Annotated in this window: 14 protein-coding genes; 2 read left to right on the forward strand and 12 right to left on the reverse strand. The window is 34.9% G+C overall.

Features of this window, described 5'->3' with window-relative positions:
* Positions 1-50: 50 nt before the first annotated feature.
* Complete coding sequence (locus tag ABW637_RS07300) at positions 51-2,114, forward strand: alpha-ketoacid dehydrogenase subunit alpha/beta (protein ID WP_367583993.1); 2,064 nt, start codon at positions 51-53, stop codon at positions 2,112-2,114.
* A 59-nt stretch (positions 2,115-2,173) separates the two neighbouring features.
* Here the strand turns inward: ABW637_RS07300 and ABW637_RS07305 are convergent, their stop codons facing one another.
* The 11 genes from ABW637_RS07305 to ABW637_RS07355 all read right to left on the reverse strand — a co-directional run bounded on the left by ABW637_RS07305 (position 2,174) and on the right by ABW637_RS07355 (position 17,202).
* Positions 2,174-2,656: a hypothetical protein gene (locus ABW637_RS07305; protein WP_367583994.1), complete on the reverse strand. Its 483-nt coding sequence runs from the start codon at positions 2,654-2,656 to the stop codon at positions 2,174-2,176.
* A gap of 28 nt (positions 2,657-2,684) precedes the next feature.
* Positions 2,685-3,209: a DoxX family protein gene (locus ABW637_RS07310; protein WP_367583995.1), complete on the reverse strand. Its 525-nt coding sequence runs from the start codon at positions 3,207-3,209 to the stop codon at positions 2,685-2,687.
* 139 nt (positions 3,210-3,348) lie between these two features.
* Positions 3,349-4,587, reverse strand: a complete 1,239-nt coding sequence (locus tag ABW637_RS07315; RefSeq protein WP_367583996.1) for a helix-turn-helix domain-containing protein — start codon at positions 4,585-4,587, stop codon at positions 3,349-3,351.
* Between the two features lie 50 nt (positions 4,588-4,637).
* Positions 4,638-5,243, reverse strand: coding sequence for a methyltransferase domain-containing protein (locus ABW637_RS07320; RefSeq protein ID WP_367583997.1), 606 nt, complete (start codon positions 5,241-5,243; stop codon positions 4,638-4,640).
* A 24-nt stretch (positions 5,244-5,267) separates the two neighbouring features.
* A complete protein-coding gene (locus ABW637_RS07325; protein WP_367583998.1) occupies positions 5,268-6,242 on the reverse strand; it encodes an NAD(P)-dependent alcohol dehydrogenase in 975 nt (324 codons plus the stop codon).
* Positions 6,243-6,343: 101 nt separating this feature from the next.
* Positions 6,344-8,614 carry an aminotransferase class III-fold pyridoxal phosphate-dependent enzyme gene (locus ABW637_RS07330; protein ID WP_367583999.1) on the reverse strand — a complete coding sequence of 757 codons (2,271 nt, stop codon included), beginning with the start codon at positions 8,612-8,614 and terminating at the stop codon, positions 6,344-6,346.
* Positions 8,615-8,779: 165 nt separating this feature from the next.
* Positions 8,780-11,860, reverse strand: coding sequence for a beta-galactosidase, LacZ type (gene lacZ, locus ABW637_RS07335; RefSeq protein ID WP_367584000.1), 3,081 nt, complete (start codon positions 11,858-11,860; stop codon positions 8,780-8,782).
* A 1-nt stretch (position 11,861) separates the two neighbouring features.
* Positions 11,862-13,673, reverse strand: coding sequence for a glycoside hydrolase family 36 protein (locus ABW637_RS07340; protein WP_367584001.1), 1,812 nt, complete (start codon positions 13,671-13,673; stop codon positions 11,862-11,864).
* Positions 13,674-13,693: 20 nt separating this feature from the next.
* Positions 13,694-15,286, reverse strand: coding sequence for a solute:sodium symporter family transporter (locus ABW637_RS07345; RefSeq protein ID WP_367584002.1), 1,593 nt, complete (start codon positions 15,284-15,286; stop codon positions 13,694-13,696).
* 184 nt (positions 15,287-15,470) lie between these two features.
* On the reverse strand, positions 15,471-16,229 hold the full coding sequence (locus ABW637_RS07350) for a glycoside hydrolase family 25 protein (protein WP_367584003.1): 759 nt from the start codon (positions 16,227-16,229) through the stop codon (positions 15,471-15,473).
* A 34-nt stretch (positions 16,230-16,263) separates the two neighbouring features.
* On the reverse strand, positions 16,264-17,202 hold the full coding sequence (locus ABW637_RS07355) for a hypothetical protein (protein WP_367584004.1): 939 nt from the start codon (positions 17,200-17,202) through the stop codon (positions 16,264-16,266).
* Between the two features lie 188 nt (positions 17,203-17,390).
* Here ABW637_RS07355 and ABW637_RS07360 point away from each other — a divergent pair, with 188 nt between their 5' ends.
* Entirely contained in the window at positions 17,391-18,260 is an 870-nt protein-coding gene (locus ABW637_RS07360) for a bile acid:sodium symporter family protein (protein ID WP_367584005.1), read from the forward strand.
* Positions 18,261-18,322: 62 nt separating this feature from the next.
* On the opposite strand, the gene ABW637_RS07365 is transcribed toward ABW637_RS07360, so the two are convergent.
* Entirely contained in the window at positions 18,323-20,176 is a 1,854-nt protein-coding gene (locus ABW637_RS07365) for a T9SS type A sorting domain-containing protein (RefSeq protein ID WP_367584006.1), read from the reverse strand.
* Positions 20,177-20,275: the final 99 nt, after the last annotated feature.

Raw genomic sequence — 20,275 nt, forward strand, 5'->3', positions numbered from 1 at the left:
GAATTACGGATATCGAAGCCCGTAAATTTTAGATCAAAAATGAAAAAGAAATGTTAGCCGAAAAAACAATAGCAAAAGAAGTACTACAAAAAGCATTTTTAACGCTCTGCAAAGCCAAATCGATGACAGAGCTGTATGAAGAGAACTTCAAGACGGTTTCTAAATATGTACATGCAACATCTAGAGGGCATGAAGCGATCCAGATCGCTACGGCAATGCAACTATTACCGCAAGATTATGCGTTTCCGTATTATCGTGATGATGCTATGCTGTTAGGAATCGGAATGCGACCGTATGATTTGATGTTGCAATTGTTGGCTAAAAAAAATGATCCTTTTTCTGGTGGAAGAACCTATTATAGTCATCCAAGTTTACGCGATGATGATAAACCCAAAATACCACATCAATCATCGGCAACTGGGATGCAGGCAATTCCGGCAACAGGAGTCGCTTTAGGAATGCAGTATAAAGAGTTGGTTGGACTAGAAGATAATGATCTAAAAGATATGCCTGTGGTGCTTTGCTCATTAGGCGATGCTTCGGTAACCGAAGGTGAAATTGCAGAGGCATTCCAGATGGCGGCGTTAAAGCAATTACCCATTTTATATTTGGTACAGGATAACGGATGGGATATTTCGGCTAACGAAGCAGAAACCCGTGCACAAAATGCTTTTGAGTATGCTGCAGGATTCAACGGATTAGATGCTATTTCTATTGATGGAGCTAATTTTACCGAGAGTTACCTTGCAATACAAAAAGTTATTAAAACGATACGTGAAGAACGTAGACCGATACTTGTACATGCCAAGGTTCCATTGTTGAATCATCATACGTCTGGAGTGCGTATGGAATGGTATCGTGATGACCTTGAAGAAGCTCGTTCTCGAGATCCGTATCCGGTATTGAGAAACCAATTATTAGATAATGGTTTTACAGAAGCTGAAATTAATGCTATTGAAGCTGAAGCGAAAACCACTGTGGCAAAAGACTTATCGGAAGCTTTGAAAGCCGAAGATCCAAAACCAGAAGATTTGTTTACCAATGATTTTGCACCAACACCTATTATCGAAGAAACGGGAGAACGATCTCCGGCGGATAAAGAGGAAGTCGTGATGGTCGATTGTGCCTTGTTTGCGGTCGAAGAATTGATGAAGAAACATAAAGAGTGTTTGCTATATGGTCAGGATGTTGGAGGAAGACTTGGAGGCGTGTTTAGAGAAGCCGCTACGCTGGCTCAGAAATTTGGAGATGAACGTGTATTTAATACACCCATTCAGGAAGCTTTTATAGTAGGGTCTACGGTAGGAATGTCTGCAGTAGGGTTAAAACCAATTGTTGAGGTACAATTTGCTGATTATATCTGGCCAGGATTGAATCAATTATTTACTGAAGTAAGTCGATCTTGCTATTTATCTAACGGGAAATGGCCGGTCTCTATGATTTTGCGCGTGCCAATAGGAGCGTATGGTAGTGGTGGTCCGTATCATTCATCTTCGGTAGAATCTGTGGTTACGAATATCCGTGGAATTAAGATTGCATATCCAAGTAACGGAGCAGATCTTAAAGGATTGATGAAAGCCGCGTATTACGATCCAAATCCTGTGGTGATTTTAGAACATAAAGGATTGTATTGGTCAAAAGTAAAAGGAACAGATGCAGCAAGAACCATTGAACCCTCTGAAGATTATATTCTTCCTTTTGGGAAGGCTAATATTGTACAGCAAATTTGGCCACAAGAAGAAAAAGAAACATTGACTGTAGTCACCTACGGAATGGGAGTGCATTGGGCATTAAATGCTACAAAAGATATACAAGATGTAGTAGAAGTTATCGATTTGCGCACACTATATCCCTTGGATGAAGAAACAATCATGGAATCGGTTAAGAAAACGAAAAAATGCCTTGTGGTGACCGAAGAACCAAGCAATAATTCATTTGCAAGAGCTTTAGCAGGAAAAATTCAGGAAGAGTGTTTTAAATATTTAGATGCACCTGTGATGACTATTGGATCAGAAAATATGCCTGCAATTCCTTTAAACAGTACATTAGAACAAACTATGATTCCATCTACTGAAAAAGTAAAAACTAAGATCGAAGAAATATTGAGATATTAAAAAAAGGTAAATAGAAACTATACATTGATTTCTATTTACCTTTTGATTTTTTCGAGTACTTATAATTTCGTATATGTATATTTATTACGGACAAAGCGTTCTGTTGCATTTTTAAAAAGAACCTCTTTAGTCATTGTAAAATTAGTATTGTCTATGACGTACGTAATAAATATTGTAGCAGGTTTGTTATTATCGCTTCCGTCATATTTTGTTGTGATTTTTAAGGAGCCATCATCGAGTTTTGATCTTGTTATGATTTCTTCATCGTTGATAAATGTTCCGTTTTCTTTAAGTTTTATAACAAACTTCCCATTAGCGCTAGGCTCATTGGTATACCCAATCTTACCAATAAGTTTATCTTTTTTAATTTCTACTTGTAATGTAGATAGTAATGTTACTTCACGGTTGTCACTATAATTAATATACATTAACTCACCTTGCCAGTTTCCTTGTAATACTTCAAGATCTGAGATTTGAACAGTGTTTTGAGCGATACTAATTGTAGTAAATAACAGACTGATACTTAATAAAATTGTTTTCATGATTTTTTAATTTATTTTGATAAATGATTTAGATGATTTCTTTGATAGGGGTATTAAAATATTTGGATGTTTCAATTCTTTTTGAGAGTATATAATCCAACCCAAATCGCCCTGATCCTAATATTACATTATAGATGGATACCCATAAGAAACCCATTGCAGGGAGCATTCCCCAGAGGCCTTGATCCCATTTTTGGAAAAAAATAGCAACCAACATGGTGCATAGAATAAAAAATGAAGCGACTCTGGTTTTTAACCCAAGAGCAAGAAAAATACCTCCGATTGCTTCACTTGCAGCACCCATCCAGGCAAAAAATACTGGAGCGAGTGCAAAAATACCTCCATATTCGGCGATGTCTTTGGGGAACCATTCTGCTACTTCAAAAAGCGATAAATTTCTATCAGCTGGAGTCCACGGCATTCCAAATTTGCTACTACCGAAATTAACAGCTAAAAAGAGTCCACATAAAATACGTGGGATAGCAAATGATAAATCTGCGATCCAGGAGGCTTGAATTGTTGGGGCGATTATTTTTAAGAATATAGTTTTCATCGTAATGGGTTTTTATGATTGAACGAGTCAAAATTGCAAAACCATTACGAGATCATCGCCTCATACTGTATTGGGGCGTCTCAAATACGATTTGAGTCGTCTCTTTTTTATCTAAATGAAGAAGAATACGATGTAAATGTTAATCTAGAAGTGTTTGATCAGTAATAGATTTCAGGTACTCGGTAGGGGAGGTTTGGGTGATTTTTTTGAATACGCGGTTAAATGTCGCTTTACTATTGAAACCACATTCATAAGCAATACCCAACAATGATAATTGTTGATGTTTGCCATTGGCCAGCATTTGTTTAACGGCATCTACTCGATATTGATTGATGAAATCATTAAAATTCAATCCAAAACCTTCATTAATCAACTCAGAAAGTTCACCTCTGGTCATACCTAATTTTTTGGAAAGCTCGACAAGATTAAGATCTGGATTGAGATATGGTTTCTCGTTTTCAATAAAATTCTCTAGGAGTTCCTTTTTGGTTATAAAATCAGCGGATTGCTCTTTAGTTCCGATTTTTTTTTTAGTAGGTACTACTTCAGATCCTAGAATGTAATTATGAAAAATAGCATTCGAGTTTCCATAATTGAGATTTGTAAGTTTTATCGTATTGGTAAAGTACCCTTTAATACCAATATATATAATTGCCAGGGCCGAAAAGAATTGTTCCCACCATTTTTGTTTCCAACTCAGTTCTGTAATAGAAAGGTTGATAACGATTTGCATGATTTCATAAATGAAAAGAAAAGAATAAATGTATAGAAAATTGCGTATCCAATTTAGTTCTAATTTGTATGTGTTCGAAAAGAAATGTTGAATATTGCGTCTGTGCAAATAGTATAATTGAAATGTGAAAGCCAAATATAAAAGCATTTGGCATATGGTGAGTATAGTTAAAATAGGTTCGACATATTTCCATTGTAAGTTGACCACTAAATAGCCGTTTTGTGTATCATCAAAACCAGGTTGTGTTGAATCATAGACGAGAACAACCATCTTAAAAAGAAAATAAAGTACGCCAGGTATAAAATGATAGTACCCCTTCTTTGTCAACCTGAAATCTGAAGTGGTTACCGATTTTACATAAAAATAAAGTAAAGGAGCCATAAAAAGGGACAAATTCACTAAATAGTAATTGATTTTCGTATTACGAAATGTGTCATACCATCCCATAAAACCTATCGTATATGTGGTACGATGGTAACAGGTTATGAGCAATATTATACCTAATAATACATCTGAAATATTTCTTTTTTGATGATATCTTGAAAATAATAACCCAGAAAATATCAATCCTTGTAATACCAGAATTAAGAGTGGAGTACTATAGAGGTTAAAATCTGGAAAAGAAAAAAAATACAAAAAGGTCATATCTCAAAGATATAAGTTTTCTAATAATGATTTATTTTCGGTAGGATGCCTTATTTTTTCTTTAAAATACCAAAAAGTTCATTTCCTTGTCTAGGAGTAATAGAATTATAACATTTCTCGAAAGTTAGGACATTAAAATGTGTTTCTAAATAGGATAAGTAGAGTTCTTTATCTCCGCCAAAAGGTCGTTTTTCCATGTCCTCTGTGAGAGGAATATCAAACCAAAGCCCCACCAGTTTTCCTTCAGGTTTTAGAAGATTGGCCATTTGTGCAACATAGGCCGCTCTATTTTTGCGAGTAGGGATGAACGAACAGAAAAAAGTTTGTTCAAGGATTAAGTCATAGTTCCCTTCTAGCGTAAAAAAATCAGCGAGTAAGAGTTGTGATTTCGGAAAATCAGGAACTCTTTCTGCAAAAGCGTCTAGTGGTTCTGGAGAGATGTCCAACACAAAAACATTTTGAAATCCTTGTTGAAAAAGATACTCTGCTTCATAAGCATTTCCTGCCCCGGGAATAAGAATTTTGATGGTTTTATCAGTTAATTGATCGATATATTCTTTAAGAGGGGTGGCAACATACCCAATATCCCAACCGATACGATTTTCGGTATATCGTTGTGACCAGTATAAGCTTTCTTGGGATTTATTTTTTGTCATGATTATTTGTATCTGATATGTTTACTATGCTCTCATTTTTATTACAATTTTGCCTTTATGCTTTCCATCACCAAAATACTGAATTAAACTTGGGGTGTCTTCTAAGCGATATGGGCCGTCAATTTTGAGTTTAATTTTATTTTGTTTTACAAGTTCGCAGATATAATCCAAACCTTCGTTTGGTTTCAGGCCTAGTATTTGAAGTCTTTTTGTTGAGAATAAGGGAACAAATTTACCCCAAAATAGTATTCTAATTAAGTTGAAGAGATTGCCACCAATAGTAACATATCTACCATTTGGGTTCAAAGCCCTTAGGTAAGAAAATGTGGATTTGTTCGTTTTACAATCCAGAATTATATCATATTGTTCTTCTGTCTTTGTGAAATTTACCTTTTTGTAGTCAATAACATAATCAAAACCGAGTGATAGCATCATATCCAGTTTCTCTCTAGAATCAACTCCTGTTACTTCGCAGTTCTTAAGTTTTGCTAATTGCAGTCCTATTGTTCCAACACCGCCACCACCCCCGTTAATTAGAATTTTCTGTCCTTCCTTGATTTCCCCAATATCTCGAAGTGCCTGCAGCGCAAGAGTTGAGGCATGAGGAATAGCAGCAGCTGTTTCAAAACTTAGGTCATCTGGTTTTTTAATTACGGCATTTTCATGAATACTAATATATTCGGCAAAAGTCCCAAATCCATATTTTGAGATATCTCCAAATACGGCATCTCCGACTTTCAATTTCTCTACATTTGATCCAATGTCTTCTACTGTACCCGATAGTTCCATTCCCGAAATTCTATACTTTGGGGTAGATAATCCATACATTAGTCTTAACAAATACGGTTTACCCCGTACAAGACTCCAATCATAATCATTTACTGTAGTAGCCTGGATTTTTATCAGTACCTCATTTTCTTTAGGAATAGGTTTTGCTACTTCTTTACATTTTAAAACCTTCCCAGGTAATCCATATTTCTCAAATACAATAGCTTTCATTTTGGTTAGCTTTTATGTGCTTGGATGACGATTCAGAAGAGTAATTGTTACATTTAAGAATTGTAGATAACATTCCGGTTAAACAGCTTTTTAATGCAATTTTAGGACGCATTTTTGTAATATGTTTTTAATACTTCATCAATGGCATCTACAACTTCTTTTGCATTTTCTTTTGTAAAACATAGAGGCGGTTTTGTTTTGAGGACACTATCGTAGGGTCCATCAGTGCTAATGAGAATGTATTTGTTTCTTAATCCATTTTTGATATAATGAGCTAATTTCATATCAGGTTTATGGTTTTTTCCTTCAATTATTTCGACTCCCAAAAACAAGCCAGATCCTCTTACATCACCTATACAATCGTATTTCACTTTAAGTGCTAACAAAAGTGATTTATAATATTCACCAACAATTTTTGCGTTTTCTTGCAATTTTTCTTCTTCAATCACTTCCAGTACAGATAATCCAATAGCGCATGACACTGGGTTACCGCCAAATGAACTAAAAAATTCCACACCTTTACTAAAAGATTGAGCGATCTCTTCTGTTGTTATTACTGCTCCCATTGGATGACCGTTGGCCATTGGTTTTCCAATAATTACAATATCTGGGGTAACATCTTGAGCTTCGAATCCCCAGAAGTGATCTCCCAAACGCCCAAAACCTGTTTGAACCTCATCACTTATACAGACTCCTCCTTGTTTTCTAATTATTGGATATATTTCTTTTAAATATCCCTTAGGAAGAGGAACTTGTCCTCCACACCCTACAATTGATTCAGTAATAAATGCTGCGATGGGTGAATAAGAATTCTCTATTTGTTTAATAGCTTCTTTAGCATATAAATAACCAGCATTATCACCAGTATATTTACCTCGATATGTATCAGGAATTTGAGTTTTTAGTATATAATCTTTTTGCCCTTGTCCTTTTGGATTATTGAATTTATAATCACTTATATCTATGGCTATTTGTGTGTTTCCGTGATATCCATGCTCCATTATCATTATTTTTTTTAACCTGGTATGGGCATATGTCATTCTCATAGCCAGATCGCTTGCTGCACTTCCTGAGTTGACCAGGTAAACTTTATTGAGAGAATCCGGAAATTTCGATAATAACTTTTCTGCATACCTAGCTAATAGATCATAAATATATCGAGTATTTGTATTTAACCTTGCCATTTGCCTTTGTCCTGAAGCTACAACTTTTGGGTGTGAATGCCCTACATGAGGAATATTATTATATGCATCTAAAAAAGTATTTCCATGGATATCATACATATATTGAAATGCCGAACGAGCCATAGAAATAGGATCATCATAGCTTAATGACAAAATTGGGCTTATATATTGATGTCTTCTTTTGATTTCTTCGGTGGTTGTTTGCGTCTTTTGAATTGGCAAGCCAATGGCTTTTCTAAATAGATTTTCTGCAGTTATGGGGCTAGTTTTTAACCATTTGTAAAGCATTTTCCAGGCAGATTCTTCACTGATAGCCGCATATTGATTATTGGGGTTTGTTTTTCTTGAATGAGCAGAATTACAGACACTTATGCAAAGTCTAGCCGCAATCAGATAATATAAGACCTTTACTTCTTTTTCTTCAACAGGAAGAATATCGTGATATGATTTTAGAATAATAGGTGCCCATTCTAAGGGATTTTCTTTGTCATAGCAAGCATATGTTATGGATATTGCCAGTTCATTAATTAAATGTGAGTGGGCTAGATCACCAAAATCAATAATTCCAGAAACTTTTCCATTTTTAGTTAGCACATTCCATTCGTTAGCATCATTGTGAATAATCTGCTTTCTTAATTCTGGTAACAATGGCTTTACGTTTTCTTCAAATTGGTGAAAAAAATAGCTAACCACGCTTCTGCCATTTGGATCTGTAATATCTTCAAGGTATTTTTTGTTTAAACTTAGATATTGGATATCCCATTCCCATTGCCTCGCTTTGAGGGTATAATTATTAAATTTTTGAAATTTAAGGTTCATTTGGGCAAGAAAAAACCCAAGTGAGTGAAATAGATCTCTTGTAGGTTTTTTATCTCCTAAAAACTCGCCATCAAGAAAAGAGAGCATCCTACAAATAGTTGGCCTTCCATCTATGTCTAATGTCTTGATAAAGTCACCATTTATAAATGAAATTGGTTTTGGAAATTGATTCTCACTTTTTTTCTGCAAAAAGAGGAGTGCTTTGTTTTCTGCTTCAAGAATTGCAAGTAGTTCTTTATCGTAATTGTATGTCTTAAAAATATACTTGGTTAATTTATTTTTAATGATATAATTGGCATTGTCATAGCCATCAATCCTCTTAATTTCACAAGGATAAAACCCAAACTCTATTTCTAAAAGCTTATTCATTATTAAATAATTGAGTAAAGTTATTTTTTCATGATATTCTTAAGTTTTTCTTTCAATTTCTGGTATACCCGATGTATTACAACAATTCTATATAGTTACCTTTTTATAACCATATAGCCTAAATATAAAAAATAAATTCACCAAAAATTGAAAACGTAAAATCAATTACTTTCCTCTAAAACTAAATGAAAACCTATAATTATCGGCTTTGTAACGGTACTTGTCTAAGGGATAAGCTCCCCATGAATTAATACCACCTATACCCATTTGAAAATGATCCAGACAAATAGAAACTTCGTTGTCTTCTTTGAGATCAATGTTATGCATACTTCCTCTTTGTTCTTGTGTTAAGGTTTCTGGACTATAAGGTAGAGCGCTAAAACCAAAGGTTGAATGGCTCAAAATCTCGAGATGCACTCCACTCGTATTTTTTAGCACCAATGTACTTGTGTCTTCTCGATTGCCTGTTTCTTGCGGGCTGATATACTCATGCCCCATATCATCTATCTTTTTCTTATATCGACCTAGGTGCGCTGCATATTTGCGATCTACATAATTTTCGAAAGGACCTCTGCCAAACCATTCTACATCTTTAAAAGAATTAGGTAGTTTAAAATATAAACCAAGCCTAGGTAATTCGGGTAAAGAATACTTTCCTGTTTTAAAATCACAATCTATAATAACCCTGCTATTGGCGGTAATTGTATATGTCATTTTAAAATCACAATCTACATCTGGGAGATACAAATCTGCTACAATAGTTATTTGTTTTTCTGATTGTTGATCGATTTTAACATGTTTTAATTCAGAGTTTTGTCCAGCATATCTCCAGATTTTGGTACGATCTGGCATTTGGTTGCCAAAGTCATTATCATTGGGTGCTCGCCAAAAATTTGGGTGTACAGTTCCAGCAATGCATTCGGTTTGATTGTATGTATAGGAGGTAAGTAACCCAGTTGATCTATCGATAGAAACTTCAAAATTATTTCGAGAGATAAGATAAGATTCTTTGCTTTCTACTATCGAAAGCTTTCCGTTTGAGCTTTCTTTTTTGATATCTGTTTTAGACCTATCACACAATAAAAATTGGGCTTTTGCTACTTCATGACCAAAAGGAATTGATGTGTCCTTTTTTCCTTGAAATATAGCGGTGAAATTTAAATAATACTGGATATTCGATTCAAGATCGATCTTAAAATCAAATCCAAAGTGCTTCGATTCCCCTGAATTAATATCCGGATTCTGAAGGTATCCTTGTTTTAAGATCTTTCCTTCAGAAGATAGTATTTCCCATTTGATTTCGAAGTGTGATAGCGAAATAAAATCAAAGTCATTACTAATTTCGATAATACCATTTTTGAGATCTATAACTTTAAAATTTATGGGTTGATAGCATTTCTTTACTTCCCATATCGCAGGATGAAGAGTACGATCAGGGAACAATAATCCATTAATACAAAAATTGCCATCACTTGGCGTATCGGGAGGCCCAAAATCGCCACCAAATTTCCAGTATTTTTGACCCTCTTTGGTATAAGCAGCAATGCCTTGATCTACCCAATCCCAAATAAAACCACCTTGCAAAACCGGATGTGTATTGATCAAGTCCCAATAATCAATCAAGTTACCCACACTGTTTCCCATGGCATGTGCATATTCGCACATGATGTAGGGTCTTTCGTTTTTTTGGGAGGCATATGTTTGGACTTGCTCTATAGTTGGATACATGGGGCAAACGATATCTGTATTCTCTTCTTCACCGGCTTGTTCGAACTGCACAGGTCTTGAGTCATCTTTAGATTTAACCCACTCATAGGCTGTTTTAAAATTGGGCCCATTTCCCGCTTCATTTCCCAGAGACCAAATAATGATCGAGGGGTGATTTTTGGTACGCTCAAACATACGTTGTACTCTGTCTAAATGCGCTGCTTTCCATTCTGGTAAATTGCAAGGATGTACAGATTCATCGTAGGGTGTAGAATAATTAGACCCCATACCGTGAGTTTCAATATTTGCCTCATCAACCACATACAAACCATATTCGTCACATAACTCATACCATCTGGCAGCATTGGGATAATGACTATTACGCACAGCGTTGATGTTATACTGTTTCATCAGTTTGATATCCTGAATCATACTTTCTTCGGTAATGATTCGACCTGTGACTTCGTCATGTTCATGTCGATTAACACCCCGTACCGTAATTGCTTTTCCGTTGATCAAAAGTTGTGCATTTTTGATTTCGATTTTCCTGAATCCCACTTTACAACCCACAACTTCCAGAATACTATTGTTCTGATCAAATAAGGTTAGTGAGAGTTGATATAGATTTGGTGTTTCGGCGGTCCATTGCAATGGATGGTTTAGTTGTTCTTGTATAGAGAAAGAAGCATTTTTTGATAGGGATTTGCAAGGTATATTGGTAGATAATAAGAGTTCTTTGGTTAATGAATATAGCTCGCAGCGTATGGTTCCATTCCAGGGGTTTTGTGTTGTATTCTGAAGAGAAATATCCACACTCAGTAATCCATGAACATAATCTGAAGTTAGGTTTCCTTTGGCAAAAAAATCCTGAATATAGATCGGATTTCTACAGAACAAATATACCTCACGCTGCATTCCGCTTAAGCGCCAAAAGTCCTGACACTCTAAGTATGAACCATCACACCAACGATATACCTCTACTGCAATCGTATTTTCTCCTTTTTGTAGATGTTTCGTAATGTCAAACTCAATGGGAGTCATCGAACCCTGATTATACCCAATCCACGTGCCATTAACCCAAAAATGTGCTGCAGATTTTACCGATCCAAAATGAATGTAGATTTGTTTTCCTGCCCATTGATCTGGTATGGCAAACGTTTTTTTATAAGAACCAACGGGATTATTAGTATGAGGAATGAAAGGAGGGTTTTTAGGAAAAGGATAGCGATCATTTACGTAAATCGGAACTCCGTGACCTTCTAGTTCCCAATTTGCCGGTACTTTAATGTCACCCCAGGATGAGGTGTCATAATCAGCTTCTTGAAAACCTTTCGGTCGTTTATTAGGAGTATCGGCATACTTAAATTTCCAACTTCCGTTAAGAGGTTTGTACCAAGGAGAGTTTTCTTTTTTATTTTGAAGCAAAAATGTGATATCTGTGTAAGGAAACATATTGACATGAGGCGTTTCCTGACCAATATTAAAGACTTTTGGGTTTTCCCAAAAATTAGTACTATCAAAATTGATTTCGGTTTTCATTTTAGATCGCAGCTAAAGTTATCATTCCCGATATGGGCACTTTTACAGAAGTCAAACCTTTTTTAAGTGTTTTAATATTGCCCTTAACTTCATTTCCCAGGCAATCATAAGTAAACACTTGATAGGTTTTGTGATCGTTTATAGCATTCAGAATAATATGCTCTGAAGTTTTGGCATTAATAATATCAATACAATCTGTTTCACCAGATAGTTCGATTGCAATATTAGCATGTATGGTAATAATTTCCTTTTCTTTGGAAGTTGCCTTAATTAACAGATAATTTTCTGAAGGCCCCGAAGCCATTAAATCACCATCAAGTAGTACATTTCGATTTTTTATCCAATACTCGGTATAAAAACTAATCATTTGTTGATGTGCTGCTGAAATTTCATTGCATCTTACTGATAATTGAGGAACTGAAAATAAAATATTCACAAACTGTAAAGCTGCTATTTCGACTGGTTCATCATAGTTCCACATAAACATATCCGAATGTACTGCCGTTGTACCGGATAGTAATCGTAGATCAATAATTCGTTTTCTATTGGTCACAGCGTCATTTGGGCAGTCATGGGCTCTAAACATATTTCCACATTTTCGTAATGCTGGTCCAATATAATGCTGTCTGAATTCAATAAGAATGTCAGGTTTTATGGCTGTTAAAGCTAACATCACATCGGTCATTAATCGATCAACTGCCGGACCAATGGCGGCATAATCTCTACCATCTTCGGCGGTCAATATGGTGTCGTCATAGGGAATAAAATGATCAATAAAATCGAGTTTAAAACCATCCAAATCCCAATCTTTTAGAGCTTTTATATATATGTTAATGAGGTATGCTCTAATTTCTGGATATCTGGGGTCTATAATGGCAGCCTGAAATTCTTCAGAAAAATGAAGAAACTTACCTTTGAATTGTTGGAAAGCTTTGGAATGTTTTCCGAAAAAAGGAACCGAATACCATAAAAGTACTTTCATCTCCAAATCATGAACCTGGGCTACAAAGTTGGCCATGTTTGGAAATCGTTTGAGGAGCCAATCACCGGTGTACCCATATCCACGATTACTATCATCGGTTTGCCAACCATCATCAACAATAATACTCTTGTAGCCCATTTTTGAAGCAACTTTACACTCTTGAAGTAAACCATCGGTAGTAATATCTTGATGATAAGAATACCAGGTAGAATACATAGGTAATTTGGCAACTTCTGGCACTAACATTGGTTTGTAAAAAGATGCCCACCAATTAGAGACTTCGGCTAATGAATGTTCATAACGCTGCTTACGATAGTCTAATAGAATACTAAGTTCATATTTGGTAAAATCAGGTACACTTTCTTTGAATACGATTACATTGCAATATACCCAGCCATCTTCTTCACGAAGTCCTGCACCTAATGATAGTGTGTTGATGGCATCAGAACATGCAAAAGTATGTGTGTTATCACTATTGTGATCGTAAAGACAGATTACAGGAGCTTCATAAGCCGCTCGGGATACCAGCATGCGTTCTGCATCAAATTCGGCGTACACACGTCTGTCACTTTCATAATTACTAGTCCAGGTACCTTTTACATTGATTGCGGGAACTTTCCATACCAATTTAATTGGCTTTGTATTTTTAGATGTCGATGCATGTAATCTGATAATTACCTTAAAAAGGCTGTTTTCTAGTTGTTCGGTTTTCCCTGATAATTTGAAACCCAATGCTTCTTCTTTAGAATATATAGATATCCCACCGTGTGGAAGTTCATCTTGACCTACTTCCTGTATAAAATTCCATCCTTTTGTAGTTAAGTTCGCCATAATAACAAGTCATAAGTTTTTTAGGTTGCAACACCTAATGGAGAAAAGAAAATATAAGCTGCAATTACTATAATTACAAGAACAAAAGAAACCATATGTCGATGCTTCCAGGGCTTGATATCTACCAATTTTTTATCTATAGGTTTGTATGGAATTTCCATAGGATATAGTTTCCCAAAAAGCAGCATGATCGCGGTACTTGTTACGAATAAAATCGCCATAATATGTAAGAAATGCAATCCGGTGTCAAAAACCAATTGTGTAAGGCCATAACAGGTAATAAAAAATATCAAGGCGACTTTTGCCCCAAGTGGCGGCACTTTTTTGGTTACAAACCCCACAAATAAAATTGTAAAAATGGGTACACTAAAAAATCCGGCCACCTTCTGGATATAATCAAAAAAACCACCGTCCACAAAGGCAATAAATGGTGCAATAAACATGGCGGTCATTGCTAAAAAGACTTGTAAATATTTACTTCTTTTAATTAATGTCATATCGCCAATTTCTTTATTCTTATGTTTTAGATAAGGTTTATAAATATTAAGCATAAACAAAGTACTGGAACTATTAAGGCCTGAGTTAAACGTAGTCAATGCAGCACCAAAAATAATGGCAGCCATAAATCCTGTTAAATATTCGGGCATGACATCACCGATTAGTCTTGGATATACCTCTGCTGTGTTTTCTAGGTTGAAATAAATATGAAGCGCAATAAGCCCGGGAATATTCAATAAAATAGGAGAGATTACCTTAAGAACACTCGCCAAGGCAATACCTTTTTGACCTGCAGCGAGATTTTTTGCCCCTAGTACACGTTGCATAATATATTGTTCGGTACCCCAATAGTTTAGATTTACGAGTAGCATCCCTGTAAATAAAGTGCTAAATGGTACTGGGGAATCAGGTTTTCCAATAGCATTAAGATGTTCAGTATTTTGAGTCATAATCATATCCAAACCAACAGAAAAGCTTCCGTCACCGATATAAAGCAATCCAAAAAAAGGAACTAATAATCCACCGATTACTAATCCGATTCCGTTTATGGCATCTGAGACCGCAATTGCTTTAAGACCGCCAAAAATGGCATAGATACTCCCTACGATCCCAATAGACCATACCAAAATCCAGATAGTGGCCCAATTACTTAAACCGAAGACTCCAGAGAGATCAAACATTCCATTAAAGGCCACTGCCCCTGCATATAAGACAGGTGGCATCATATTGATTACATACCCTACCAGAAAAATGATGGATATCCATTTTTTGATACTTGGATCAAATCGATCTTCTAAAAAATCTGGGGTGGTTACAGAACCATTACGTAGATAAATTGGTAAAATAAACTCTGAAACGATTATTAATGATAGAATAGAGGTCATCCCCCAAGCCATCACAGCTACACTATCAATATACACTTGCTCATTCTCACCAATAAAGTTGTTGGCACTCATATTAGTAAGAAAAAGAGATCCGCCAATTACGAACCATCCCAGACTTCTTCCTCCCAGAAAGTACCCATCAGAGGTATTAAGAGCTTCGCCTTTGGTTTTTCGGTAGGAGATATAGGCAACTAGTAATGTAAAAAGTATAAAAGTTGAAACAGCAAGCATAAGCACGATTTATTAAATGGTTATGATAGCCAAAGACAATCATTTAATAAAGACTCACCTGGATTAAAGTGGTCATACTGGTAGTTATACCATAGGTCTATCAAACTTAAAAAAAATAATTAACGTAAAAAATACATTTAATATTTTTATTCGATTGATTTATAAAAGTATAGGTGCTATATTACTATTTTAATAACTTCTTAAATGCTTCGGCATTTCCTTGAAATATATCATAATCAACTTTCCCAATACCCTCTAATTTTTCACGATCTGTTCGTTGCCAGATAGTCCAACCTACGTTTTTCCATGTATTTGGAACTTTAGGGGATTTTTCTTTTGTATATTCTGCTACCCATAAATTATACTTAGCAAATTCGGGATGATTTAAATATTTATTTGCAAAAGCCGGATTGGAGTATACCATAGGTTTAACTCCGAGTTTTTCTTCAACCGTTTTTAACCATAACAAAGTATTGTGTTCATACATTTCTATAGTCACAGGTGTTTTTACCCCTAATTCTTCTAAATCCAAAACTGGTGGGAGGTCTCCTAGAATTAATTCATTAACAGCTTCTACAAAATTGAGTGCTTGCTTTACAGGATCTTTACCTGTTTCATAGAAATGATATGCTCCTCGATATAGACATTCATTTTTTGCCGCGGCATGATTCGCTTTGAATTTTGGATCTTTAAAATGAGTACCTTGAGAAGCTTTAATATAGACAAAATTAACGCCATCCTCTTTGATCTCATGCCATTTTATATTGTTTTGAAAATGAGAAATGTCTATTCCTAAAATAGAAGGTTCGGTCTCAATTCTTTTTTTTTCGGTATAGCATTGATCTTGATGTTGTTCTTGTTTTTTCTCTTTAACATTATGATTTTTTTTACAAGAAATATTTAAAAATAATGCTAGTAGTGCATAGGGTAGAATCTTTTTCATTTGATATAGGTTATTGATTAAGAGTATTTTAAAGCTATTTAATAGTGTCTTTTAGATCGCCTCCAAGTTCTTTCAAGTTTTTTATTTCGGTTGTTTGAAGCTTGCTTAACCCAGAAAAATGAAAGAATTTTTTAAGCACAAAACCCATAAGATAGAAATATAACAAAGGTAAAATCAAGAAAAGGACAATAAGATTACTAACCATATTGATAATGAGTTTCATCAGTTCTTTTTTACCTTCTTTTAGGACTTCTAAAGTTTCAGAAAACCCTTCTTCAACGCGTATACCAACATTTTCAACTTTATTTACCACGGCATCTTCAACTTTCTTGAATGTACTAATATCTTTTCGTCCTTTTTCTTTAGCTCTTTCTAATTGCCTTTTTTTTCGGGCTTCTTGTTTTGATAGTACCTCTTTTCTCTTTTTTTCGTATTTGTTTTTAATGGCAGATAAATGTTCATGTAGAGAAGAACCCAGATCTAATTCCATGCTATCAGATACATAATGAATTCCATTAACATATAATGAAAGCCCAGGATTGATTAACAATGCTACAATCAAAAGTTTTAGGGCGAGTTGTTTATATTTTTCTAAGAATATACCTGCAAGAAATATAAGCGGGAGTAATTTGAAGAGTAGTGATTTCCCCATCTTTACTAAGATGGCCTGAATCGCAATTACGATATTAGAAAAGGTAAGGTAATCAATTGCTCGGGCAAATATATCGGTGAGTTCTACGGCAAGTCCTCCAACTAAAGGGATATTAGAATTATCAATACTGGTGGCTATACTTTTTAATTCAAGTGCAACGCCAAGACTTAACATCATATCACTATTCACACCATATAAAAAATCAATTGCAGGGTTTACTAATACATTACTAAAAGCTACAATGACTAGAATTAGAGTAAGGATAATGATCCAAATCTTATCTTTTTTGATAAGATTAACGAGTATTAGAGTACTATTCATTGTGTAGTTGGTTCTAAAGTTGGTATAGTTATTTGTGCAACTCTAAAGTAGAAAAAAATATGATAAGAAGAATGTAATTTTCATATTCTGTTTTAGAGTTCAATGTTAAAAAATAAGGTTTACTAAATTGAGCCGTATCAGAATATCTCATGAATTTTTTTATATTGCTTGTTTAATCATAACTACATATGGATAGTATATCAACAATTATTTTAGCAGCATCACTCATCATCATCATGTTAGGGATGGGATTGTCACTCGTTATTGATGATTTTAAAAGAATATTTATATATCCGAAAGCTGTAGTCATAGGATTAACAAATCAAATACTAATCCTACCAATATTAGGATTTGCCTTGGCTTCTTTATTCCCTCTACAACCAGAAGTAGCAGTAGGAATTATGATTTTAGCCGCATGTCCGGGTGGTGCGACATCTAATTTAATATGTCATTTGGCAAAAGGAAACATTGCATTATCGGTTACTTTAACCGCGATAAGTAGTTTTGTTTCTATTTTAACGATACCTTTTATTGTAAATTTTGCACTGACACATTTTTTAGATGAAGGGCAGATAATTAAGTTGGATATTATTAATACGATAGTTCAGATTTTGATAATTACGGTTATACCGGTGTGTATTGGTATGACCATTAGAAGGTATAAAGAAAAGTTTGCTTTAAAAATGGAAAAACCTGTTCGGGTTGCTTCTGGTATTGTGATGGTCATGGTAATAATAGGAATTACTTTAAAAGAAAAAGACAATTTTGTCTCTTATTTTCAACAAGCGGGAATAGTTGCTTTATGTTTAAATGGTATTACGATGCTTGTAGGGTATTACTCTGCTAGGATTTTTAAAATAAGGAATGAAAGTGCTATTTCAATTGCAATAGAATCTGGAATTCAAAACGGTACCTTGGCGATAACCATAGCCGTTGTTTTGATAGGGAATACTTCGTTTGCTATAGCTCCAGCGGTATATAGCTTTTTAATGTTTTTTACTGGTGGTATTGCTATTTATTTCGGAATTAAGAAAAGTAGGGCTTTACATAAAAGCTAAGTTCAAAATAAACCGATAGCCATAAAATCTATCGGTTTATGTATGACTTGCTGATAATATGCCTATCTGTTGACTACAAAAGATTTAACGGCTTTATGTTTACCAGTAGTGATTTTATAAAAATATACACCTGGTTTAAGTTGTAGAGCAGTAGCATCAATTTCTATCTCGTGTTCACCTATGGTAACCGATAAATTTGAAATCGTTTCAATTGTTTTTCCTGATTGATCATAAATCAAGATTTTTACATTACTTATTTCAGATAAAGTGTATTTGATTGTTGTAGTTGTAGAGAAAGGATTAGGATAGTTGCCAATACTAAGTATTGAATTTCCAGAAGCATTATCATTATTACATTTAGGAGTTCGGCTGCTGGCAATTGTTATTTTATTATTTACTTTCCAGGCCATTCCGACATTAAAAGTAGCAGTAAACACTTCATTAATAGTGCCTTGTAAAAAGATAACGGGTTGATCATTTTTAGAGTCGACAAGGTTAGGAATCAATTTATTTCTAGTGCCTTCGGGGATGTATACTGCTGTGTCATTAAGGTTAGAGTACCCAAAGGTCGCTGTCAAGGTTCCATCTTCATTTTCAACAAGACAAGATGTAAAAGGTATGATTCTTTCGAATTGAGTAGGTGGTATGATATCACGAATGTACAATTGTTCTTGACCATCATTGGCATTTGATACGAATATATCTTCGAGACGATCGCCATTAATGTCTGCTATTTCAATATCAAAACTAATACCTTCATTTTCGGGTAAAAACTCTGAAGAGGCATCTGTAAAAATGCCTGCGCCATTATTAAGATAGACAACATTTGGAGCAGGGGCTAATGGATGTCCTCCATTGGCTGGTCCCATTGGATTAGGAACTGAATTGGCAAAAATAATATCAGGTTGCCTATCAAAATTAAAATCAAAAAGTTTTACATCACTACTGGTATCGTTCTTTAATGGCAGTGCATTTGTGGTATTTTCAGTAAAGAAACCTTTAGCATCGTTAATAAAAACCTGATTTTGTTCTAAGTTACTATTGGCAATGATAAGGTCAAGATCAAAATCTCCATCGATATCTGATAAAACTACCGACCGACTTGCCGTAATTTCTTGTGTAATTCGGGTTTCGGTTTCATTGATAAAAAAACCATTACCATCATTAATCAAAACCTGATTTTGTCCTACATTGGCTACGATTAAATCGTTGTTTCCATCCCCATCAATATCACCAAAGGCAAAGCTTGCACTTTGATTTTTTACATTGGGTAAGCGAAGAAGAGATTCATCGGTAAAAGTTCCGTCTGTACTTTGCATGTAAAGAAAGTTTTGTGACCCTCCTGGTCCAATGTCTGGTATGGGAGGAATTTCATTGGTGACAAAAATATCTAGTCTACCGTCATTATCAATATCTTCAAAACTAATTTCTGTAGAAATATCATCAAGAATATTAGTTGGAGGTGTTGGAAGCAAAGTGTTACTTGCATCGGTGAAAATTCCATCTCCATCATTGAGTAGCAATTGTGTTGGTCCCAGATTGGCAACCACGATATCCATATCACCATCGTTATCAAAATCTGCAAAATCTGCACTCGTACTGTTCAATGGAAAAGGAGAAAAAGGCAAATTACTCTGCGAAGCATCTACAAAGTTACCGTAGCCGTCATTTAATAAAAGGCGATTGGCACGACCGGCAATACTAGCCGTTCCTTCTGCAAGAAAAATATCCAGATCACCATCTCCGTCGACATCGACAAGATCAGAATCTACTGTATCGGTACCATTAGGAGGCACTTGTGGAATTTGATTAGAAACATCTACGAAAACAGTTTGACTTAGCATTGTGGTACTAGCTAATAAAGTCAAACATGCTACAAACAGCATTTTTAGAGAATCATTTTTATAATATTTCATGGTTAAGGTTTTAAGTTCTTACTAAGGTACTTGAAAAGAGAATTTAATTCTTAACCCTGAAATCTACTTTAATATGATTTTAACATAAATATCTGTATA

The sequence above is a fragment of the Aquimarina penaris genome (assembly GCF_040786285.1).
Lineage (GTDB): Bacteria > Bacteroidota > Bacteroidia > Flavobacteriales > Flavobacteriaceae > Aquimarina.

Excerpts from the sequence above, each read along its gene's own strand:
- ABW637_RS07310 (WP_367583995.1), bottom strand. The coding sequence starts at position 3,209 with ATGAAAACTATATTCTTAAAAATAATCGCCCCAACAATTCAAGCCTCC.
- ABW637_RS07350 (WP_367584003.1), bottom strand. The coding sequence starts at position 16,229 with ATGAAAAAGATTCTACCCTATGCACTACTAGCATTATTTTTAAATATT.
- ABW637_RS07340 (WP_367584001.1), bottom strand. The coding sequence starts at position 13,673 with ATGGCGAACTTAACTACAAAAGGATGGAATTTTATACAGGAAGTAGGT.
- ABW637_RS07365 (WP_367584006.1), bottom strand. The coding sequence starts at position 20,176 with ATGAAATATTATAAAAATGATTCTCTAAAAATGCTGTTTGTAGCATGT.
- ABW637_RS07320 (WP_367583997.1), bottom strand. The coding sequence starts at position 5,243 with ATGACAAAAAATAAATCCCAAGAAAGCTTATACTGGTCACAACGATAT.
- ABW637_RS07345 (WP_367584002.1), bottom strand. The coding sequence starts at position 15,286 with ATGCTTGCTGTTTCAACTTTTATACTTTTTACATTACTAGTTGCCTAT.
- ABW637_RS07360 (WP_367584005.1), top strand. The coding sequence starts at position 17,391 with ATGGATAGTATATCAACAATTATTTTAGCAGCATCACTCATCATCATC.
- ABW637_RS07300 (WP_367583993.1), top strand. The coding sequence starts at position 51 with ATGTTAGCCGAAAAAACAATAGCAAAAGAAGTACTACAAAAAGCATTT.
- ABW637_RS07315 (WP_367583996.1), bottom strand. The coding sequence starts at position 4,587 with ATGACCTTTTTGTATTTTTTTTCTTTTCCAGATTTTAACCTCTATAGT.
- lacZ (WP_367584000.1), bottom strand. The coding sequence starts at position 11,860 with ATGAAAACCGAAATCAATTTTGATAGTACTAATTTTTGGGAAAACCCA.
- ABW637_RS07330 (WP_367583999.1), bottom strand. The coding sequence starts at position 8,614 with ATGAATAAGCTTTTAGAAATAGAGTTTGGGTTTTATCCTTGTGAAATT.
- ABW637_RS07305 (WP_367583994.1), bottom strand. The coding sequence starts at position 2,656 with ATGAAAACAATTTTATTAAGTATCAGTCTGTTATTTACTACAATTAGT.
- ABW637_RS07325 (WP_367583998.1), bottom strand. The coding sequence starts at position 6,242 with ATGAAAGCTATTGTATTTGAGAAATATGGATTACCTGGGAAGGTTTTA.
- ABW637_RS07355 (WP_367584004.1), bottom strand. The coding sequence starts at position 17,202 with ATGAATAGTACTCTAATACTCGTTAATCTTATCAAAAAAGATAAGATT.